This is a genomic window from Neobacillus sp. DY30, assembly GCF_030123065.1.
GTDB lineage: Bacteria > Bacillota > Bacilli > Bacillales > Cytobacillaceae > Neobacillus.
Window position 1 is genome coordinate 2,445,394 of the sequence record NZ_CP126093.1, and the last position, 18,492, is coordinate 2,463,885.

Consider the following 18,492-nt stretch of genomic DNA (forward strand, 5'->3'; position numbering starts at 1 on the left):
AGTAAAGATTTTTTTAAAAAGTAATCGATTTGATTTAAAAAGGCGGTATTTATTTATGTTTAAAAATTTTTTCAAAAGTAAAAAGGTAGAAGTGGATACTTCAATTTTGCAGCCATTGGAAGGGGAAATCATACCTTTAGATGTTGTTCCTGATCCAGTATTTTCGCAAAAAATGATTGGCGATGGTTTTGCTGTAAATCCTACAAATGGAACAGTTGTAGCTCCAGTAGATGGTGAGGTTATCAGTGTATTTCCGACCAAACATGCGGTTAGCGTAAAATCTGCCGATGGCAGAGAAATTTTAATTCATGTTGGACTTGAAACCGTATCTCTAAATGGGGAAGGCTTTACATCGTTTGTAAGTGACGGTCAACGTGTCCAAAAAGGTCAGAAACTGCTCGAAGCAGACTTCGATAGTATTAAAGAAAAAGTACCATCCATCATTACGCCAGTCATCTTTACAAACTTGGCAGAGGATGAAAAAGTGGTCATTGAAGAACAAGAAATAAAAATTATTAAAAAATAATATATACTCATGAGGGAGCAAGCTTTTAAGAGCTTGCTCTTTTTTATTTTTAGGAAAATTTAATTAACTAGATTCAAAAATAAACAAACATATATTATAATAAAAACAAAAATAAATAAAAATTAGTTCCGATTTAGCAAGGGGATGAAAAGGATGAGGGTAAGTTTATTTGCAACATGCCTTGTTGATATGTTCCAAAGCAATGTAGGTAAAGCAACGGTTGAGCTGCTGGAAAGACTTGGCTGTGAGATTGAATTCCCAGAATCACAGGTGTGCTGCGGGCAGCCAGCTTATAATAGTGGATATACAAAAGAGTCTAAAGAGGCGATGAAAAGGATGATTGATACTTTTTCGGAAGCGGAATACGTTGTATCACCCTCTGGGTCATGCGCTTTTATGTTTCATGAATATCCTCATGTTTTCAAAGGAGATCCTGTTTGGGAACCAAAAGCAAAAAAGTTAGCAGATAAAACCTATGAACTTACACAATTTATTGTCGATGTATTAAAGGTTGAAGATGTCGGGGCAAAATTGGAAGGAAATGCAACCTATCATACCTCCTGCCATATGACCAGATTACTAGGAGTTAAAGAAGCACCTATGATTCTTTTAAAAAATGTAAAAGGGCTTAATTTTACCGAGCTTCCTGGAAAAGAACAGTGCTGCGGATTTGGCGGCACTTTCTCGGTTAAAATGGCACAAATATCAGAACAAATGGTAGATGAGAAAGTCTGCCATGTAGAAGACACAGGTGCTGAATATCTCATTGGCGCCGATACCGGCTGTCTGATGAATATTGGCGGTCGTATTGATCGAAAAGGTAAGCCGATAAAGGTTATGCATATTGCTGAGGTATTGAATAGTCGATGATAGAAGTATCTCAATTTTACTGAAAATCATAGTGAAGAGCGATTTGGGTAAAGTGGGAAGGTCCCATATGCCCGAAAAATCAAGACGAAGAGAATTTTGGGTAAAGTGGGAAGGTCCTATATGCCCGAAAATCAAGCTGAATGGGAATTACGGTCAAATAGAGTAGTTCTATCTGACTCAAATAGGATGGGGGGGAAACCAAATGGCCATGAAAATAAGCAATGAGCACTTTAAGGAACGTGTCGACAAGGGCATTCATGACGATTTTATGCGTGGAGCTGTTTCTGGTGCACAAGATGGTATGGGTGTAAAAAGGCGCCTCGTAACGGAAGAATTGGGGAACTGGGAAGACTGGCGCTCACATGGAGAAGAAATTCGCCAGCATGTCCTTGAAAACTTAGATTATTATCTTGAGCAGCTTAGTGAAAATGTTGCCAAAAGAGGGGGGCATGTATTTTTCGCCCAAACAAAAGAGGAAGCTAACGAATATATTCGCGGGGTAGTAAAGCAGAAAAACGCCAAGAAAATTGTAAAGTCAAAATCGATGGTGACGGAAGAAATCAGCTTAAATGCAGCCTTGGAACAAGAAGGCTGTGAGGTCATTGAAACCGACCTTGGTGAATATATTCTCCAAGTCGATGATCACGACCCGCCATCCCATATTGTGGTGCCGGCGTTACATAAAAACAAAGAACAAATACGAGACGTGTTCACAGAAAAACTTGGCTACACGAAAACGTCAAAACCAGAAGAATTAGCCTGGCACGCCCGGGAAATGCTGCGAGATGAATATTTATCTGCTGATATTGGCATTACCGGTTGTAACTTTGCCGTCGCAGAAACAGGTTCTTTTAGTTTAGTAACGAACGAAGGGAATGCTGATTTAGTTACTGCGTTACCAAAAACACAAATTACCGTTATGGGAATGGAGCGGATCGTACCAACCTTTGAAGAAATGGAAGTACTCGTTTCCCTTTTAACCAGAAGTGCGGTTGGCCAGAAACTAACGAGTTATATTACCGTCCTTACAGGCCCAAGAGAAAAACTGGACGTGGATGGTCCAGAGGAATTTCACCTCGTCATTGTTGATAATGGACGCTCCAAAATCCTAGGGGGAGAATTCCAATCAGTACTGCAATGTATTCGCTGTGCAGCTTGCGTAAATGTATGTCCAGTCTATCGCCATGTCGGCGGCCATTCTTACGGTTCTATTTATTCAGGACCAATAGGGGCTGTGCTTTCACCGCTGCTAGGCGGTTACGATGAATTTAAAGAGCTGCCGTATGCTTCGACACTTTGCGGAGCATGTACAGAAGTTTGCCCGGTAAAAATTCCATTGCATAACCTCCTTCATAAACATCGAGAAGTCATTGTCGAGAAGGAAGGAAAGGCACCAATTTCAGAAAAACTAGCGATGAAGGCATTTGGGTTAGGCGCAGCATCACCAACTTTATATAAAATTGGTTCCAAAATTGCTCCAACCGCGATGAATCCGTTTACGTCTGGTGACAAGATCTCTAAGGGTCCTGGACCATTAAAGGCATGGACAGAAATCCGTGAGTTCCCGGCACCAAATAAAGAAAGATTTAGAGATTGGTTTAAAAACCGAGAAAAAGGGGGCAAATAGTATGACTGGTACAATACAAAATCGTGATGCCTTTTTGAATCAAATTGCCAGCCAGATTGGCAGGCCCCGGAAATCTGCTAAAGTCGAACGGCCAAAATGGAAATTTAGGCCGCAGGATGAGGTACTAAAAGGTGCAACACAAGATGAGCTCCTAGACGTGTTAACAGAGCAGTGTAAAAAAATCCATACAAGCCTTTACATCACTGATCTTAAAGACTTATCATCCACCCTTCACGAAGTTGTTACTCAATATGGTGGGGGACCAATCGTCACATGGAAGGATGAGCGGTTTTCAAAATGGGGTCTTGATTCTTTACTGAAAACACAATGGCCAAGCCAAGATTATGATGTTTATGAATGGGATCATACGAAGGGTTCAGAAAATATCAAAAAATCGGAAAAGGCAAATGTCGGAATCACAATTAGTGAAATCACGCTTGCGGAATCAGGAACGGTTGTATTATTCAGCGATCAGGATAAGGGCAGAACAGTAAGCTTTTTACCTGCGACGTATATCGCGCTGATTCCAAAAAGCACGCTAGTACCAAGAATGACACAGGCTGCCCAAAAAATGAGAGAAATTTATGAAAAAACAGGACATGTCGCTTCTTGTATCAATTTTATAACTGGACCGAGTAATTCAGCAGATATCGAATTAAATCTTGTGGTTGGTGTACATGGGCCAGTAAAAGCTTCTTATATTGTTATTAATGATTTATAACCGAAATAAAAAGGAGAGATTTCCTTGAAAGTAGGGTTCATTGGTACCGGGTGGTTTGCAAAAACGCATGCAGCGATATTGTCAGAAATGGATGGAGTAGATGTAGCTGCATTCTGTGGTACAACTATTGAAAAGGCTGAAAAAGAAGCGAGAAACTGGTCGAACGCAAAGGGTTATACAAATGTTGATGATATGTTAGAAAAACAGAAACTCGACGCTGTCTATATTTGTGTACCACCAATGGCACATGGAGAAATTGAATTGGCTTTGATAGATAGAAACATTCCTTTCTTTGTAGAAAAACCGCTTGGAATAGACGAACAGCCGATCCAGATTGCAAGGAAAATAGAAGAAAAAGGACTTATTACCTCAGTTGGATACCACTGGCGTTATAAAGAAACGACAAATAAGGCTTTGGCATTACTACAGGAAAGTAAAGCGGGGATTGCCGTAGGTTATTGGATGGGGAATATGCCGATGATTCCTTGGTGGAGAGATGTAGATAAATCCGGGGGCCAATTTGTGGAGCAAACCACACATATTGTCGACCTTTTACGGTACTTATGTGGTGAAATTATCGAAGTGTATGCAGCTTATGGCAACAAGGTCATGCAGGAAAAGGTGGAAGGAACCACTGTGGCGGACGTTGGCAGTGTCATGATGAAGTTAAAAAATGGCATGGTAGCAACGATCTCAAATACTTGTATCTTGAAAGATTCCGGCAAGGTAGGTTTGGATTTGTATTTAGAAGAAGGAATTATAGAGTTGCGTAATGAGCATTTACGAGAAATTAACGGAAAACAAATACTAGAATATAAAGATCAAGTTAATCCATACATGGTAGAAAATAAGATATTTCTTGAAGCAGTAAAAACTGGCAACCCAGAAAAAATATTAGCAGACTACAAAGATTCTCTAAAAACACACCAAGTAACTCTTGCAGCCAATCAATCAGCAATAAGCGGTCAGCCAATTAAATTGGGAGTTTAGCAATAATAAAAAACGAAGTCGACAAGTCTATGTGCTAGTCGGCTTTTTATATAGGCTTTGTAGAAGACTTGATTTCATTTTTTCCATAAAACCTTATGAAGGACGAATCTCAATGTGGAATCACCTGATTAGTCTTTCATCAACCTTATGAAGGACAAATCTCACTGGGAATTCTCCTGATTAGTCTTTCATCGACCTTATGAAGGACGAAACTCATTCGAAACTTTACTAAGTTGTCCTTCATTGACCTTTTATACCGTTGTCCTAAAAATAAAACAAACTTTTATACAAGAAAACAAAAAAATAAAAACATTTATATTTTCGCTATTCAAAAATAAACAAACATATATTATAATAAAACAGAAGATAACAAACATAATTACAAACAAACGGGGGAACTAGTAAATGGTAAAGAACTTATGGGAAAGTGAAAAAGCTTCACAAGCAGCTAAAGGGGTAGAAGAATTAGTGTATCGTTCCAATTTAATTGGAACAGATCGTGCCGTTTGTAACTGGGGTGGCGGCAATACTTCCATGAAAACAACGGAAAAAGACTTTCGTGGTCGTGATATTGAAGTGATGTGGGTAAAGGGCAGCGGCTCTGATTTGGCAACGATGAAGGCTCAAAACTTCACGGGACTAAATTTAGAGGATATTCGCCCATTATTCGAACGTGATGAAATGACCGACGAAGATATGGTTGCCTATCTTTCGCATTGCATGATTGACAGCAAGCATCCAAGAGCTTCTATTGAAACGTTATTACACGCATTTTTACCATTCAAGCATGTTGACCATACACACCCAGACGCCATCATCAGCATTTGCTGTGCAGACAATGGTAAGCAAATTGCGGAAGAGATTTTTGGAGCTCGGTTTGTTTGGGTACCATATGTACGCCCTGGCTTCACACTTTCAAAAATGATCGCAGAAGGTGTAAGAAACAATCCAAATGCTGAACTAGTGTTAATGGAAAAACACGGACTGGTGACATGGGGAGAAACTTCTAAAGAGTCCTACTCAAAAACGATTGAAATCATCAATGAAGCAGAAACCTTTATCAATGCAAAATTAAATGAAGAAACTGTGTTTGGCGGTCAAAAATATCAATCTCTTACTGATGAAGAAGCAGCCAGCATTCTAGCAAAAGTAATGCCGATCATCCGCGGTGCCGTAAGTGAAGAAAAGAAAATGCTTTTAACTTACGATCGTGGTGAAGATGTACTTCAATTTGTTAACAGCTATCAAGCACCTGAGCTTTCACAGATCGGAGCAGCTTGCCCAGATCACTTAGTCCATACAAAAATGGTACCACTATACATCAATTGGGATCCACAAACAAAAGATGTTGAAGCATTAATCGAAAGCATCAAAGAAGGAGTTGCTAGTTTCAAAGAGGGATACAAGGCTTACTTTGAGGGCAACAAAAACGAAGGCGACAAAATGTTTGAACCAGCTCCACGTGTTATTTTAATTCCTGGTGTAGGTATGGTGAATTCTGGTAAGGATGTAAATAACTCAAGAGTAAGCGGTGCCCTGTATCACCGTGCGATTGCTGTAATGAAAGGTTCTACCACTCTAGGAAACTTTGTTTCATTAAGTGAAAACGAATCTTATAACGTAGAATACTGGCCATTGGAATTATACAAATTAACTCTTGCTCCTGCTGAAGCTGAATTTTCTCGCAAAGTAGCTTTCATTACTGGTGGAGCAGGCGGTATCGGTAGTGCAACTGCTCGTCGTTTAGTATCTGAAGGTGCTCACGTAGTACTGGCAGATTTAAATCTTGAAGGCGCAGAAAAGGTAGCAGCTGAAATTAACGAGCAATACGGTTCTAACCGTGCCCTTGCTGTGAAAATGGATGTTACAAGTGAAGAGCAAGTCCAAGCTGCATTTGATCAAACAGCTCTTACATTTGGTGGCGTAGACATTATCGTAAACAATGCAGGTCTTGCTACATCTAGTCCATTTGACGAAACTACTCTTAAAGAGTGGAACTTAAACATGAATGTGCTAGGTACTGGCTATTTTTTAGTAGCACGCGAAGCATTCAAACAAATGAAGGGCCAAGGGATCGGCGGTAACATGGTATTTATCGGTTCTAAGAACTCTGTGTATGCAGGTAAAAATGCAGCAGCTTATAGCTCTGTAAAAGCACTTGAAACACACTTAGCAAGATGTATCGCAGCTGAAGGCGGCGAGTTTGGAATCCGTGTTAACTCTGTTCTTCCGGATGCGGTACTTCAAGGTTCTGCCATTTGGGGATCAAGCTGGCGGGAAGAACGTGCGGCAGCGTACGGAATTCACCCAGACCAATTAGAAGAACACTATCGTAAGCGTACTACATTACTAGTAAATATCTACCCATCAGATATTGCTGAATCCATCGCATTCTTTGCTTCATCAAAATCTGACCGAACTACAGGATGCATGTTAACTGTTGATGGCGGAGTTCCAGCTGCGTTTACAAGATAAGTAATTTTAGTGGGTGACGAGAACAGATATGCAAATCCTTAGTATTGAACATTTGTATGAGGTATTAAATAGAGCAGTAGAGTTAAATCTGCATCAGGAATTTATTGAATTAGTAGTAAGTGAAATAAACAATAAAACGATAATAGTAAATTAAAGTAAAGAAAAAATAACTAAATGCCTTTATCAATGAATTTAGGGCATAAAGAACAGACGCAAATTTTAATTAAATTTGCGCAAGTATTAATGAAATAATCAAACTGGTCCCAAATTGGCCTCCTTTTTGGGACCTGTTTTATTTTTGGTAAGATTACGATATAAATATTTTGTAACTATATAGACGTAAATGCTTGTTTTATATATGATTAATGAAAACGTATTCTAACGGGGTGACACAATGCAGAACAATGTCGTTTTTGGGAGATTGTATATTGTTTGTGATTGTATTATGAAACTAGCTTATCTAAATCTTTTATGGATTGTCTTCTCAGTAGGTGGATTAATTGTTTTTGGCAGTATACCTGCTTCTGTATCCTTATTCACCATCGTACGGAAATGGCTGATAAATAAAGAAACGGATTTGCCAATTTTTCATACCTTTTTTCAGATTTACAAAAATGAGTTTCTTAAATCAAATAAGCTTGGATTTATCTTAGTTATTATGGGACTGTTTTTATATTATGATTTTAAATTGATTATGGCCAATGGAGGAATCCTGCAATATACATTAATGGTTCCTTTACTTTTGATTAGCCTATTTTATGTCATTACACTTCTTTATATCTTCCCTGTGTATGTACATTTTGATCAAAAGGTATTCCAGTACTTTAAAAATTCGTTTTATATTGGATTAATAAATATTGATATTACGATTCTTATGGTGTTATTAATCACTCTAATCGGATTCTTTTTCTCAATCATACCAGGTTTATTTCCATTTTTTTGCTTGAGCTTACCTGGGGTTTCGATTATGTGGGGAGCAGCCTTAAGCTTTCGAAGAATTGAAAAGAAACAGCAAAAGATTAGTGCTTAAAAGTGAGAGTTTCAAGTGTGTTTATTAGATTCATAAAATTTTGCCAGAAACTTAGTTTGTCCGATAGACAAACTAAGTTTCTGTAGCTATAATAAAATAAATGAAACGTATTCAAATACAAGATTACTAAATCATTAATCTTATATTTGAAATATCTGTAAGCGTTGCCACAGCATACATAACATAGACAAATAAAAATGTGCTGGCAGTTTATTACTACCAGCACATTTAAATATATATCATCAAGTTTAAACAAAAAAGACATGCAATTAATCACTTCTTATTAATCGGAGGGAAATATATGTCAAGACTAGTGGAAATGCAGGAAGGTTCATTTTATACTGGGCAATATCGCAATCTATTTAAAGAAATTGGAAAAACAGATGAAGAAATTTCAACTAGAATTCAGCAAAATTGGGAAGAGTTATTCAATGGAAATGAGGATACAAGAATCTACTATCCCGTTGGAGATGATTTAGGATACATGCTGGATACAGGAAACCTGGATGTACGGACTGAGGGCATGTCATATGGAATGATGATGGCTGTACAAATGGACAATAAAGAAGTCTTTGATCGTTTGTGGAAGTGGACTATGAAGTATATGTATATGACCACTGGAGAAAATGCGGGCTACTTTGCATGGTCTTGTAACCCGGACGGTTCTAAACGAGCTTATGGTCCCGCGCCGGATGGAGAAGAATTTTTTGCAATGGCGTTGTTTTTTGCTTCTCATCGTTGGGGTGATGGTCATGCGCCTTTTAATTATAGCATTCAGGCGAAAGACTTGCTGCGTACTTGTATTCATAAAGGAGAAAATGGTGACGGATATCCAATGTGGAATACGGAAAATAAACTCATTAAATTTATCCCAAATTGTGAGTTTTCCGACCCATCTTATCATTTACCACACTTCTATGAACTCTTTGCACTATGGGCTTACGAAGAGGATCGGCCGTTTTGGAAGGAAGCAGCAGCTGCGAGCAGAGAATATCTAAAAATTGCTTGTCATCCAGTAACAGGCTTGGCTGCAGAGTATGCATATTATGATGGAACGCCAAACAATGAAAATGGGTATGGGCATTTTTTTAGTGACTCTTATCGCGTTGCAGCAAACATCGGGCTTGATTTTGAGTGGTTTAGAGGAGATGAATGGGAGCGGGAAGAAGCAAATAAAATTCAAGCCTTCTTTGCGGAAAAAGTCCCTGCTGACTATCGCAGATACACGATTGCCGGTGAACCATTCGAAGAGAAATCTCTTCATCCTATTGGCTTGCTTGCAACAAACGCCATGGCTTCTCTAGCCGCCGATGATATTGAGGGTAAAAAATGGGTGGAGTTGTTGTGGAATACTCCGGTTAGAACTGGGGTTAGAAGATACTATGATAACTGCTTATACTTTTTTAGTATTTTAGCCTTAAGTGGCAACTATAAAATTTGGATGCCAAAAGAATAGATTAATAAAAAGGAAGGTCCGCAAGGTTTTATTTTGCGGGCCTTCTCAATAAATGGAATTGTTTTTATTTTTCTTCGATAAATTCCTAAATACATATTAAGCGTGTAAAAGTAGGAGAGTGACGGAAATGAACAAAGTTATGTTAGTAGATGATGAAATGTATTTCCGTAAAGGATTAAGAAATTTAATAAATTGGGAAGACTGTGGCTTTAAGGTAGTCGGAGAAGCCGCAAACGGCGAAGATGCCCTTAAGATGATCCATGATTTAAACCCGGACCTTGTGATTACAGATATCCGTATGCCTGTACTTGATGGTATTGGACTCATTAAACAAGCCATAGAAATAGAGGGAATTCACACTAAATTTATTATTATCAGCGGATATAGTGATTTTAAATATGCACAACAAGCATTAAGATACGGTGTTCACGATTTTGTATTAAAGCCAATTGACCAAGATGAAATTGAACAAACACTTAGAGTACTATCAAAAACGTTAAACGAGGAAAAAAAACTTCAAGAACAAAGGCTGGAAGAACAAGTAAAAAAAGTGTTTCATCATCTTTTGTCAGGAGAGGTTGAAGAGAATGATTCCAAAGACCTTTTAAAACTCCTTTCCCTTGGGAATCCAAGCGAGTTCTTTTACCTACTGGTCGAAGTAAATGGAGTACATGAGTCTAGCAAGATAAAACAAGTTAAATCTACATTAGCCGATATAATCGGAAATGTTTGTGAACGCAAAGAAAGAATCTGTATTCAAGAGGTATCAAACGGTGTTTTGGGTGTGTTAATTACCTCAAATCACTTATCAAGGTTTCAAATGAGCCTAAAGAAATTGATTACTTGGGTAAGGAAAGAACTGACGAACAGGATCTCCAAGAATTTTACATTTTACGTTGGTAAAGGAGTACCAAGCCTTACTTTGTTAAAGAATTCCAATGAAACGGTGGAAAAGGCACAACAGCATAAATATGCAAATAGCGAAGATGGACTCCTTTTCTTTGAAAAGATTGTAGATAAACCGATTACGTTTGCCGAGCTGGACGAAACAGTATATCATCCATTAATTGAACAAATTGAAGAAGAATCTACATCTATGATTAAGCATTCAATAGACGTACTTTTTCAGTCTCTTGTCTCAAAGAAACTATCTAAAACTGCAGTTCTTGCTTCACTTACTAGTTTTATACAAAATGTACATAAAATTATTAAGAAGATGGGAGGAGATCCTTCAAGTTTACAATCGTATCGGGTTATTTTTCACCTGCAAAATTACCCCTTGACTATACCTCAGATAAAGGAATTGATTATTGATTTTGTAATTGAGTGTAAAGATGAAATTTCTAATTTAAGGAAGCAGGCTACAAATGGTGAAGTTCACAAAATAAAACATTATATTGACTTACATTACCACGAGAATATTAGCTTAAAAACTATTGCTTCTAAGTTTTTTATGAATCCAGTATATTTGGGGCAATTGTTTAAGAAAACATATGGAATCTACTTTAAGGATTACTTACTTCAAGTAAGAATTAACGAGGCTAAAAAGCAGCTGCGTCAATCCGAAAAAAGAATTTATGAAATAGCTGAAAGCGTTGGATTCAATAATACGGATTATTTTGTGACTATTTTCGGAAAGTTAGAGAAAATTACACCATCTGAGTATCGGAATAAATTAATAAACGATAGAAAAGTGATAAAAAAATGAGAAGGTCAACCCTAAGTTTTCATAATATTCGATTAAAAAATAAAATGCTGATCATGTACTTTTTTGCCGTATTCATTCCAATCGTATTAACAAATGTAATCTTTTATATTGTTACAATTGAAAATGTTAAAAAACAGCAAATGGATGATAGCACCTTGGCATTGCAGCAGATTAATAGTGAATTTAAAAGGATTATTGACGAGGCTGTAGGAATATCTTCCTCCTATTATACTAACTTAAATTTAAATCTATTTTTAGAAACCGATTATATGTCAGATATAGAATATATAGAAAGACATTATAATTTTTTAAGAAATCTCAATCAGACTAACCCATTAAACCCATCTATTAACAGCATTCGCTTTTATACAGATAACCAAACAGTCATCTATTCAGGCGGGGTTTATCCAATTGACAGCCTTGAACAATCAATACACTTCGAGGATGAGCTTACAAAAAGTAATGGCTCGCAAATACTGATTGATACACCTTCAAATAAAAATTTAGAAACCTTTAGTATTATCCGTAATTTGGATTACTTTTATAAAGATAAACAAAAATTTGTAAAGGTTGAAATAAATTCTTCAGCGATAAGAGGCATCTTTAACAACGTAACCTTTAAAGGGGATGTTTACTTACTTAATGAAAGAGGGGAGATTGAATACACAACCAATCGTTTCTTAACACAAATGGATAAGTCTATTAATTTTAATCAAATAAATAAAGAGAATAATCAGGTTACCATCCGTACGAAACTTGATAGCGGTTCTTATTTAAAAGACTGGACAATTGTAGGAACCATATCGGAAGAAACAATGCTTACAACAGTTAATAAATCTAAACTCTTTATTTTCTTGCTGGCATGTATAAACTTTTTAGCACCAACCATTATTATTGTGGTTATATCTAGATCATTTTTGATTCGATTACAAAGGATTTTACGCCATGTAAAGAGGATGGAGAAACAAAACTTTGAGCTTATTGATGACCAGGAATTTGAAGATGAAATTGGTCAATTAACAAGTGAATTCAATAGAATGACTAAAAAAATCAAGGATTTAATTAATGATGTGTTATTAGTTAATATTCAAAACAAGGATTTAGAAATTAAACGAAACCGGGCACAGTTAAGTGCACTGCAAAGCCAAATCAATCCTCATTTTTTATTTAACGCTTTAGAAACCATTCGAATGAGAAGCTTAATGAAGGAGGAAAAAGAAACCGCGAAAATCATTCATAATATGGCTAAAATTTTTAGAAACTCCCTGACGTGGGGGAGGGACTTTGTACCAATTAGGGATGAAATAAATTTAATTATTAGCTTTTTAGAAATTCAAAGATATAGATTCGGAGATAAATTAGATTATGAAATTCATGTGGATGAATCTACAGAAGAATATAAGATTCCAAATATGGCCATTTTACCATTTATAGAAAACGCAAGCATTCATGGAATTGAGCCATTGAAGGAAAATGGAAAAATTAATCTATCAATTTCTTTAAAAGATAATCTTCTAACCTGTGTTATTAAAGATAATGGGGTTGGAATGACGGAAGGGAAGAGAAAGCAATTATTAGCATCATTAAAAAATGAGGAAGATATAGGGGAGAATGTTGGAATTAAAAATGTTTATTATCGCTTGAATCTATACTATCCGGATCAGTTCTATTTTAATATTGATAGTCATCTAGACTATGGAACAATCATCACCATTCAATTGCCACTTCAAATAGATAGCCAGATAAACGGCAATTTAGAAAAAAACCTATACTTTATTAAGTAACATCTATAGTTTTTAGGTAGTGAGAAAAAGCTATTCCATTTTATAATGAAAGTGCTTTCATAAAAGAAATGGGGGGTAAGCAAATGTTTAAGAGTAAGATTTTTATGGTACTTCTAATGTTTGTGCTGCTAGTGTCTGTAGCAGGATGCACAAAAGACGAAAGTTCAAGTGGTAAGGAAAGTAAATCAGGTGACTCAAAGGAACCAGTAACATTCAGTTATTACAATGCAGCAAGCCCTGGAAAAGACATGAATACGAACGAAACAGTGATTGGGAAAGAGCTCGAAAAACAAACGGGTGTAAACTTTAAGGTAGAATATGCTGTCGGTGATATTAACACTAAAATTGGGACAATGATTGCAAGCGGTAAGTATCCAGATCTATTAGTTCCAGATGCTGCTTTACCCAAAGTATTAGATGCAGGTGCTTTTATTGAGCTTAATGATTTAATCGACAAACATGCACCAAATATTAAAAAATTATATGGCCCATATTTAAATAGAATGAAAGACAAAGACGGAAAAATTTTCTTTATTCCGATGGAAGCTAGCCAAGGGTTTATTGCAAACCCTAATATTGACCAAGGTGCATTTTGGATTCAGCGTGCAGTATTAAAAGAAGCTGGCTATCCTAAAATTAAAACTCTTGATGAATATTTTAAGTTAATTGAAGATTACAAAAAGAAGCATCCAGAGGTGGAAGGAAAATCAACAATTGGGTTTACAGCTTTAACTTATGACTGGAGATTCTTTGCCCTATCAAATACTCCTAACCATTTAGCAGGCTACCCAAATGATGGCGGCGTTCAGGTTGATATGAAAACACATGAAGCTAAGGTTTACGGAAACAATGATGACACCAAACGTTATTTAAAAGAATTAAACGAGTTAAATAGCAAAGGATTGTTTGACAAGGAAGCGTTTGTTGGTAACTATGATGAATATCTTGCAAAGTTAACATCTGGACGTGTACTAGGGTTTTTTGACTACGGATGGCAAATTGGACAAGCAGAGGATAATCTTAAAAATGCCGGTGTTGACGATAAGCGTTATATGGCGTTACCAATTACATTTGATGAAAATACAAAAGATCAATATTTAGATCCACCATCATTTGTATCTAACCGTGGTGTTGGTATTACCGTTAGTGCGAAGGATCCTGTTCGTATCATTAAGTATTTGGACAATATGGTCAAAGAAGAAAACCAAAAACTAATTCTGTGGGGAATTAAAGGCGACACTTATGAAGTAAATGATGAAGGTCGTTTCTATCGTACAGAAGAACAAATTGCTAAAACATCGGATGAGAAATTTAGAGAAGATTTTGGTTCTAAGATTTATGAATGGGGCTGGCCTCGTGGAAATGGACTTTACGCCGATGGTAATGCATGGGAGCCAAGAAGGCAAGCAGAAGTTGCTCAAATGTCCTACACAGACGGAGATAAAAAATTGCTAGAAGCATATGGAGTTCAAGTGTTCTCTGACCTTTTTGCTAAGCCAGAGGATCGTCCTTGGTATCCAGCTTGGAGTGTACAACTTGAAGAGGGATCAAAGGAACAAATATTCTCTCAAAGACAAACAGATTTGCAAAAGAAATATTATCCTAAATTAGTTTTAGCTAAACCTTCAGAATTCGAATCCATTTGGACAGAGTATAAGAAAGAATATAATGCTCTGGATGTAAAGGTTTACGAGGAGACGATGACCAAGGAAATCAAAAAGCTAATTGACCAAGCTGAGTAATAGAAAAAAGAGGTGAAGGCCGATATTGCCAAATTGGCTTTTCGGCTTTCTCCTTTAAATAACATTAATCCTCAAGATCATAAGCCGCACCTTGGAGCCAGGTGTGTGAATGATTATTCTGGGGTGTGGCTTATGATGATGAGTATATAACGTTTGCTTACTAAAGAGGAGGGGGTAAATATGCAAATGGAGTCAAGAGTAACACAGGAGGGAATCGATACCTCCATATTGGTTCAGCCAAAAAAATCTAAGAAAATATTTATTAAGAAAATGATGACACAAAAAGCATTGATTGCAATGAGTTTTCCATTTTTGATATGGTTATTCATTTTCAAATACATTCCATTGTGGGGTTGGTCAATTGCTTTCCAGGATTTTAAGCCTGCTAAAAGTCTGCTTGACCAGGAATGGATTGGGCTTGAACATTTTAAGTTTTTATTTACTGACCCTAATTTTTACCGCGTGCTTCGTAACACACTTGGTATGAGCACCATTAACCTAGTTTTAGGTTTTGTCACGGCAATTGGTCTTGCCCTCCTATTAAATGAAATTAGACATGCTAAGTTTAAAAAATTGGTCCAAACGATTAGTTATATGCCCCATTTCATTTCGTGGGTAGTTGCAGCTAGTATAATTTCTTACTCTCTTTCCCTTGATAACGGTATTGTCAATATCGTCTTATTAAAATTAGGGATCGTCGATGAACCCATTCTATGGCTTGGTAAGGAAACGTGGTTTTGGGGAATCAATGGGGTATCCGATATTTGGAAAAATGTGGGATGGAATACAATCATTTATTTAGCTGCTATTACAATGATTGACCCTGAGCAATATGAGGCAGCTGATATTGACGGTGCTACTAGGTTACAGCGTATACGATATATCACATTGCCATCTTTAAAACCAACTATCATTATTTTGATGATCATGAATTTAGGATATATCTTAGAATCAGGCTTTGAGGCTCAATATCTATTAGGAAATCCATTAAATCTCGCCTATTCGGAAAACTTGGATATTTATGTATTAAAATACGGGATTTCATTAGGTAACTTCTCGCTTGCCACTGCTGCAGGAATATTTAAGACGGTCGTTAGTTTCATTTTCTTATTTATAGCAAACCATATTGCCAAACGGTTTGATCAGCCAAGGCTTTTCTAGGAGGGATTTTTATGGGACAAAAAGGACTTTTTAAAGCAACCAGGTATCATTCAGGACCAGGTGATTATATTTTTGATATTTTTAATTACACGTTTATGGTTTTCCTTTGTGTTGTAATGTTGTATCCGTTTCTAAACCAAATGGCGGTTTCTTTAAATGATGCTAATGATTCCATAAAAGGCGGAATTTTTCTCTTGCCTAGAGAATTTACTTGGGCCAATTATCAACATGTATTTGGTGAGGCTAGCATTATACAATCTTTCATGATTTCAGTTCTACGAACACTCATCGGAACATTGACTTCCGTACTTGGTACTGCAATGGTTGCGTATACCATTAGCCGCAAGGATTTTGTGTTTAAAAAATTTGTGACAATCGCCTTTGTTCTTACGATGTATTTCAATGGAGGACTTATTCCTAACTATTTGCTAATCAAGGAACTAAATTTATTAGATAGCTTTTGGGTATATATTTTACCTGGAATCATTGGAGTATTTAATCTTATTGTTATTCGCTCATTTATTGAGGGAATTCCTGAGAGTTTATTCGAATCAGCAAAAATTGATGGGGCAGGAGATTTTACTATATTTATTAAAATTGTCCTCCCATTGTCAATGCCGGTCTTAGCTACTGTTTCATTATTTGTTGCCGTTTATCAATGGAATTCATGGTTTGATGTTTTCTTGTATAATTCTTCTGTTCCAGAATTAAGTACTTTGCAATATGAACTTATGAAAATTCTACAGAACTCAAACGCGTCAATGTCAGGTAAAACTGCCGCAGATGCTTTTGCGAGTAGTAATTCATCTGCAAACTCAGTTACACCTACTTCCATTAGAGCAACCATGACCATTATTGCTAGTTTACCAATCATAATGGTTTACCCATTCCTGCAAAAGTATTTCGTAAAAGGATTAACGTTAGGCGGAGTAAAAGGTTGAAAAAAGAATCAGATGAGTTCTCTCATCTGATTTTTTTAATAAAATTATTGAATTAAGGAGAGATTCATAATGGTGAAAACGACAGTAGAAGTTCCTTCTTTATCTAAGGTGTATGAAGCATCTTTTAACATTGGTGCAGCTGTGAATTTAAGGACAATTGAGTCACAAAAGGATTTATTAAGAAAACATTTTAATAGTATTACAGCCGAAAATGATATGAAATTTATTGAAATTCAGCCTGTTGAGGGACAGTTTACGTTTGAAAAAGCTGATCAATTGGCTGCCTTTGCGAAGGAAAATGGAATGAAAATGCGCGGGCATACATTAGTCTGGCATAATCAGACGCCTGAATGGGTATTTGAAGGCGCAGATAGAGAAACGCTTTTACAACGAATGAAAGAACATATTACTGCGGTAATGAACAGATATAAAGGGACGATTTTCTGCTGGGATGTGGTAAACGAAGCGGTAACTGATGAGGGTACAGAATTATTACGTTCTACTAAATGGTTAGAAATAATCGGAGAAGATTATATCGAAAAAGCATTTGAATTTGCACATGAGGCAGACCCGGCCGCCCTGCTTTTTTACAATGATTATAATGAATCTAATCCGGAAAAACGCGAAAAAATCTATAAACTTGTCAAATCTCTAGTTGATAAGGGTGTTCCGATTCACGGAATTGGCCTCCAAGCGCATTGGAATTTAGTCAATCCAAGTCTCGAAGATATTCGTACAGCGATTGAACGGTACGCATCCCTTGGCTTGAAGCTTCACCTTACAGAATTGGATGTATCCGTCTTCAACTTTGAAGATAAGCGGACTGACCTTACAGAACCTACCCAAGAAATGTTAGAGTTGCAGGCTGAAAGATACCACCAAGTATTTCAAGTGCTTCGTCAATATCGAGATTATATTACTTCTGTAACCTTTTGGGGAGCGGCCGATGATTATACCTGGTTAAGCGATTTTCCTGTTAGAGGCAGAAAAAACTGGCCATTCCTTTTTGACGAAAATCATCAGCCAAAAGAATCTTTTTGGAAGGTTGTTCAATATTAAACATAGTTTAGTAGAGATGGCAGGCAGAAAAGGGAGAATAGCAGATGTTACCTTTGAATCTTAATCTACAGGGGAAAGTAGCTGCCGTAACAGGCGGTGGTGGAGTTTTATGCGGATGTATGGCTAGAGAATTGACAAGACAGGGAATGAAAGTGGCTATATTAAACACAACCTTTGAAAAGCAGTTAAGGTTGTTGAGGACATCAAGTGTGAAGGTGGTGAGGCCATCGACATCGAATGTGATGTCCTAAGTGTTGATAGTGTGAAACGTGCAGAGGAAATTGTCACTGCGGAATTTGGTGTCTGTGATGTCCTTATCAATGGTGCAGGCGGCAATCATCCAAATGGAATTACTACAAAGGAAATCTTTGAAAAAAATGATCTTCCCAGTGGATGGCGGAT

General features: G+C 36.9%; 15 protein-coding genes and 1 pseudogene. All 16 read left to right on the forward strand.

The window, feature by feature from the left end:
- Positions 1–55 precede the first annotated feature (55 nt).
- A complete protein-coding gene (locus tag QNH29_RS11670; RefSeq protein WP_283864931.1) occupies positions 56–526 on the forward strand; it encodes a PTS sugar transporter subunit IIA in 471 nt (156 codons plus the stop codon).
- Between the two features lie 153 nt (positions 527–679).
- On the forward strand, positions 680–1,396 hold the full coding sequence (locus QNH29_RS11675; protein WP_283864932.1) for a (Fe-S)-binding protein: 717 nt from the start codon (positions 680–682) through the stop codon (positions 1,394–1,396).
- A gap of 202 nt (positions 1,397–1,598) precedes the next feature.
- Positions 1,599–3,023 (forward strand): LutB/LldF family L-lactate oxidation iron-sulfur protein, encoded by a 1,425-nt coding sequence (locus QNH29_RS11680; RefSeq protein WP_283864933.1) that lies wholly within the window; start codon positions 1,599–1,601, stop codon positions 3,021–3,023.
- A 1-nt stretch (position 3,024) separates the two neighbouring features.
- The gene (locus QNH29_RS11685) at positions 3,025–3,744 is read left to right on the forward strand and encodes a LutC/YkgG family protein (RefSeq protein ID WP_283864934.1); all 720 of its coding nucleotides are present in this window, start codon (positions 3,025–3,027) and stop codon (positions 3,742–3,744) included.
- A 24-nt stretch (positions 3,745–3,768) separates the two neighbouring features.
- Positions 3,769–4,734: a Gfo/Idh/MocA family protein gene (locus QNH29_RS11690; RefSeq protein ID WP_349654901.1), complete on the forward strand. Its 966-nt coding sequence runs from the start codon at positions 3,769–3,771 to the stop codon at positions 4,732–4,734.
- A 405-nt stretch (positions 4,735–5,139) separates the two neighbouring features.
- On the forward strand, positions 5,140–7,209 hold the full coding sequence (locus QNH29_RS11695) for a bifunctional aldolase/short-chain dehydrogenase (protein ID WP_283864935.1): 2,070 nt from the start codon (positions 5,140–5,142) through the stop codon (positions 7,207–7,209).
- Between the two features lie 13 nt (positions 7,210–7,222).
- The gene (sda, locus tag QNH29_RS11700; protein WP_283864936.1) at positions 7,223–7,363 is read left to right on the forward strand and encodes a sporulation histidine kinase inhibitor Sda; all 141 of its coding nucleotides are present in this window, start codon (positions 7,223–7,225) and stop codon (positions 7,361–7,363) included.
- 240 nt (positions 7,364–7,603) lie between these two features.
- Positions 7,604–8,239 (forward strand): YesL family protein, encoded by a 636-nt coding sequence (locus tag QNH29_RS11705; protein WP_283864937.1) that lies wholly within the window; start codon positions 7,604–7,606, stop codon positions 8,237–8,239.
- A gap of 301 nt (positions 8,240–8,540) precedes the next feature.
- Entirely contained in the window at positions 8,541–9,695 is a 1,155-nt protein-coding gene (locus tag QNH29_RS11710; RefSeq protein WP_283864938.1) for a family 8 glycosyl hydrolase, read from the forward strand.
- A gap of 127 nt (positions 9,696–9,822) precedes the next feature.
- Positions 9,823–11,403: a response regulator transcription factor gene (locus QNH29_RS11715; RefSeq protein ID WP_283864939.1), complete on the forward strand. Its 1,581-nt coding sequence runs from the start codon at positions 9,823–9,825 to the stop codon at positions 11,401–11,403.
- The gene (locus tag QNH29_RS11720) at positions 11,400–13,187 is read left to right on the forward strand and encodes a sensor histidine kinase (RefSeq protein ID WP_283864940.1); all 1,788 of its coding nucleotides are present in this window, start codon (positions 11,400–11,402) and stop codon (positions 13,185–13,187) included. Before QNH29_RS11715 ends, QNH29_RS11720 begins: the two co-directional genes overlap by 4 nt.
- Positions 13,188–13,270: 83 nt before the next feature.
- Positions 13,271–14,929 carry an ABC transporter substrate-binding protein gene (locus QNH29_RS11725; protein ID WP_283864941.1) on the forward strand — a complete coding sequence of 553 codons (1,659 nt, stop codon included), beginning with the start codon at positions 13,271–13,273 and terminating at the stop codon, positions 14,927–14,929.
- 186 nt (positions 14,930–15,115) lie between these two features.
- On the forward strand, positions 15,116–16,090 hold the full coding sequence (locus QNH29_RS11730; protein WP_283865613.1) for an ABC transporter permease: 975 nt from the start codon (positions 15,116–15,118) through the stop codon (positions 16,088–16,090).
- 11 nt (positions 16,091–16,101) lie between these two features.
- The gene (locus QNH29_RS11735) at positions 16,102–17,031 is read left to right on the forward strand and encodes a carbohydrate ABC transporter permease (protein WP_283864942.1); all 930 of its coding nucleotides are present in this window, start codon (positions 16,102–16,104) and stop codon (positions 17,029–17,031) included.
- Positions 17,032–17,100: 69 nt separating this feature from the next.
- Positions 17,101–18,090: an endo-1,4-beta-xylanase gene (locus tag QNH29_RS11740; protein ID WP_283864943.1), complete on the forward strand. Its 990-nt coding sequence runs from the start codon at positions 17,101–17,103 to the stop codon at positions 18,088–18,090.
- Positions 18,091–18,134: 44 nt separating this feature from the next.
- A pseudogene (locus QNH29_RS11745) lies at positions 18,135–18,475 on the forward strand (SDR family NAD(P)-dependent oxidoreductase); the annotation flags it as partial.
- Positions 18,476–18,492 lie beyond the last annotated feature (17 nt).

Bases quoted from the DNA above. Each gene is read 5' to 3' on its own strand.
- QNH29_RS11685 (WP_283864934.1), top strand. From the start codon at position 3,025: ATGACTGGTACAATACAAAATCGTGATGCCTTTTTGAATCAAATTGCC.
- QNH29_RS11695 (WP_283864935.1), top strand. From the start codon at position 5,140: ATGGTAAAGAACTTATGGGAAAGTGAAAAAGCTTCACAAGCAGCTAAA.
- QNH29_RS11715 (WP_283864939.1), top strand. From the start codon at position 9,823: ATGAACAAAGTTATGTTAGTAGATGATGAAATGTATTTCCGTAAAGGA.
- QNH29_RS11710 (WP_283864938.1), top strand. From the start codon at position 8,541: ATGTCAAGACTAGTGGAAATGCAGGAAGGTTCATTTTATACTGGGCAA.
- QNH29_RS11740 (WP_283864943.1), top strand. From the start codon at position 17,101: ATGGTGAAAACGACAGTAGAAGTTCCTTCTTTATCTAAGGTGTATGAA.
- QNH29_RS11735 (WP_283864942.1), top strand. From the start codon at position 16,102: ATGGGACAAAAAGGACTTTTTAAAGCAACCAGGTATCATTCAGGACCA.
- QNH29_RS11705 (WP_283864937.1), top strand. From the start codon at position 7,604: ATGCAGAACAATGTCGTTTTTGGGAGATTGTATATTGTTTGTGATTGT.
- QNH29_RS11670 (WP_283864931.1), top strand. From the start codon at position 56: ATGTTTAAAAATTTTTTCAAAAGTAAAAAGGTAGAAGTGGATACTTCA.
- QNH29_RS11730 (WP_283865613.1), top strand. From the start codon at position 15,116: ATGGAGTCAAGAGTAACACAGGAGGGAATCGATACCTCCATATTGGTT.
- QNH29_RS11675 (WP_283864932.1), top strand. From the start codon at position 680: ATGAGGGTAAGTTTATTTGCAACATGCCTTGTTGATATGTTCCAAAGC.
- QNH29_RS11680 (WP_283864933.1), top strand. From the start codon at position 1,599: ATGGCCATGAAAATAAGCAATGAGCACTTTAAGGAACGTGTCGACAAG.
- QNH29_RS11725 (WP_283864941.1), top strand. From the start codon at position 13,271: ATGTTTAAGAGTAAGATTTTTATGGTACTTCTAATGTTTGTGCTGCTA.
- QNH29_RS11720 (WP_283864940.1), top strand. From the start codon at position 11,400: ATGAGAAGGTCAACCCTAAGTTTTCATAATATTCGATTAAAAAATAAA.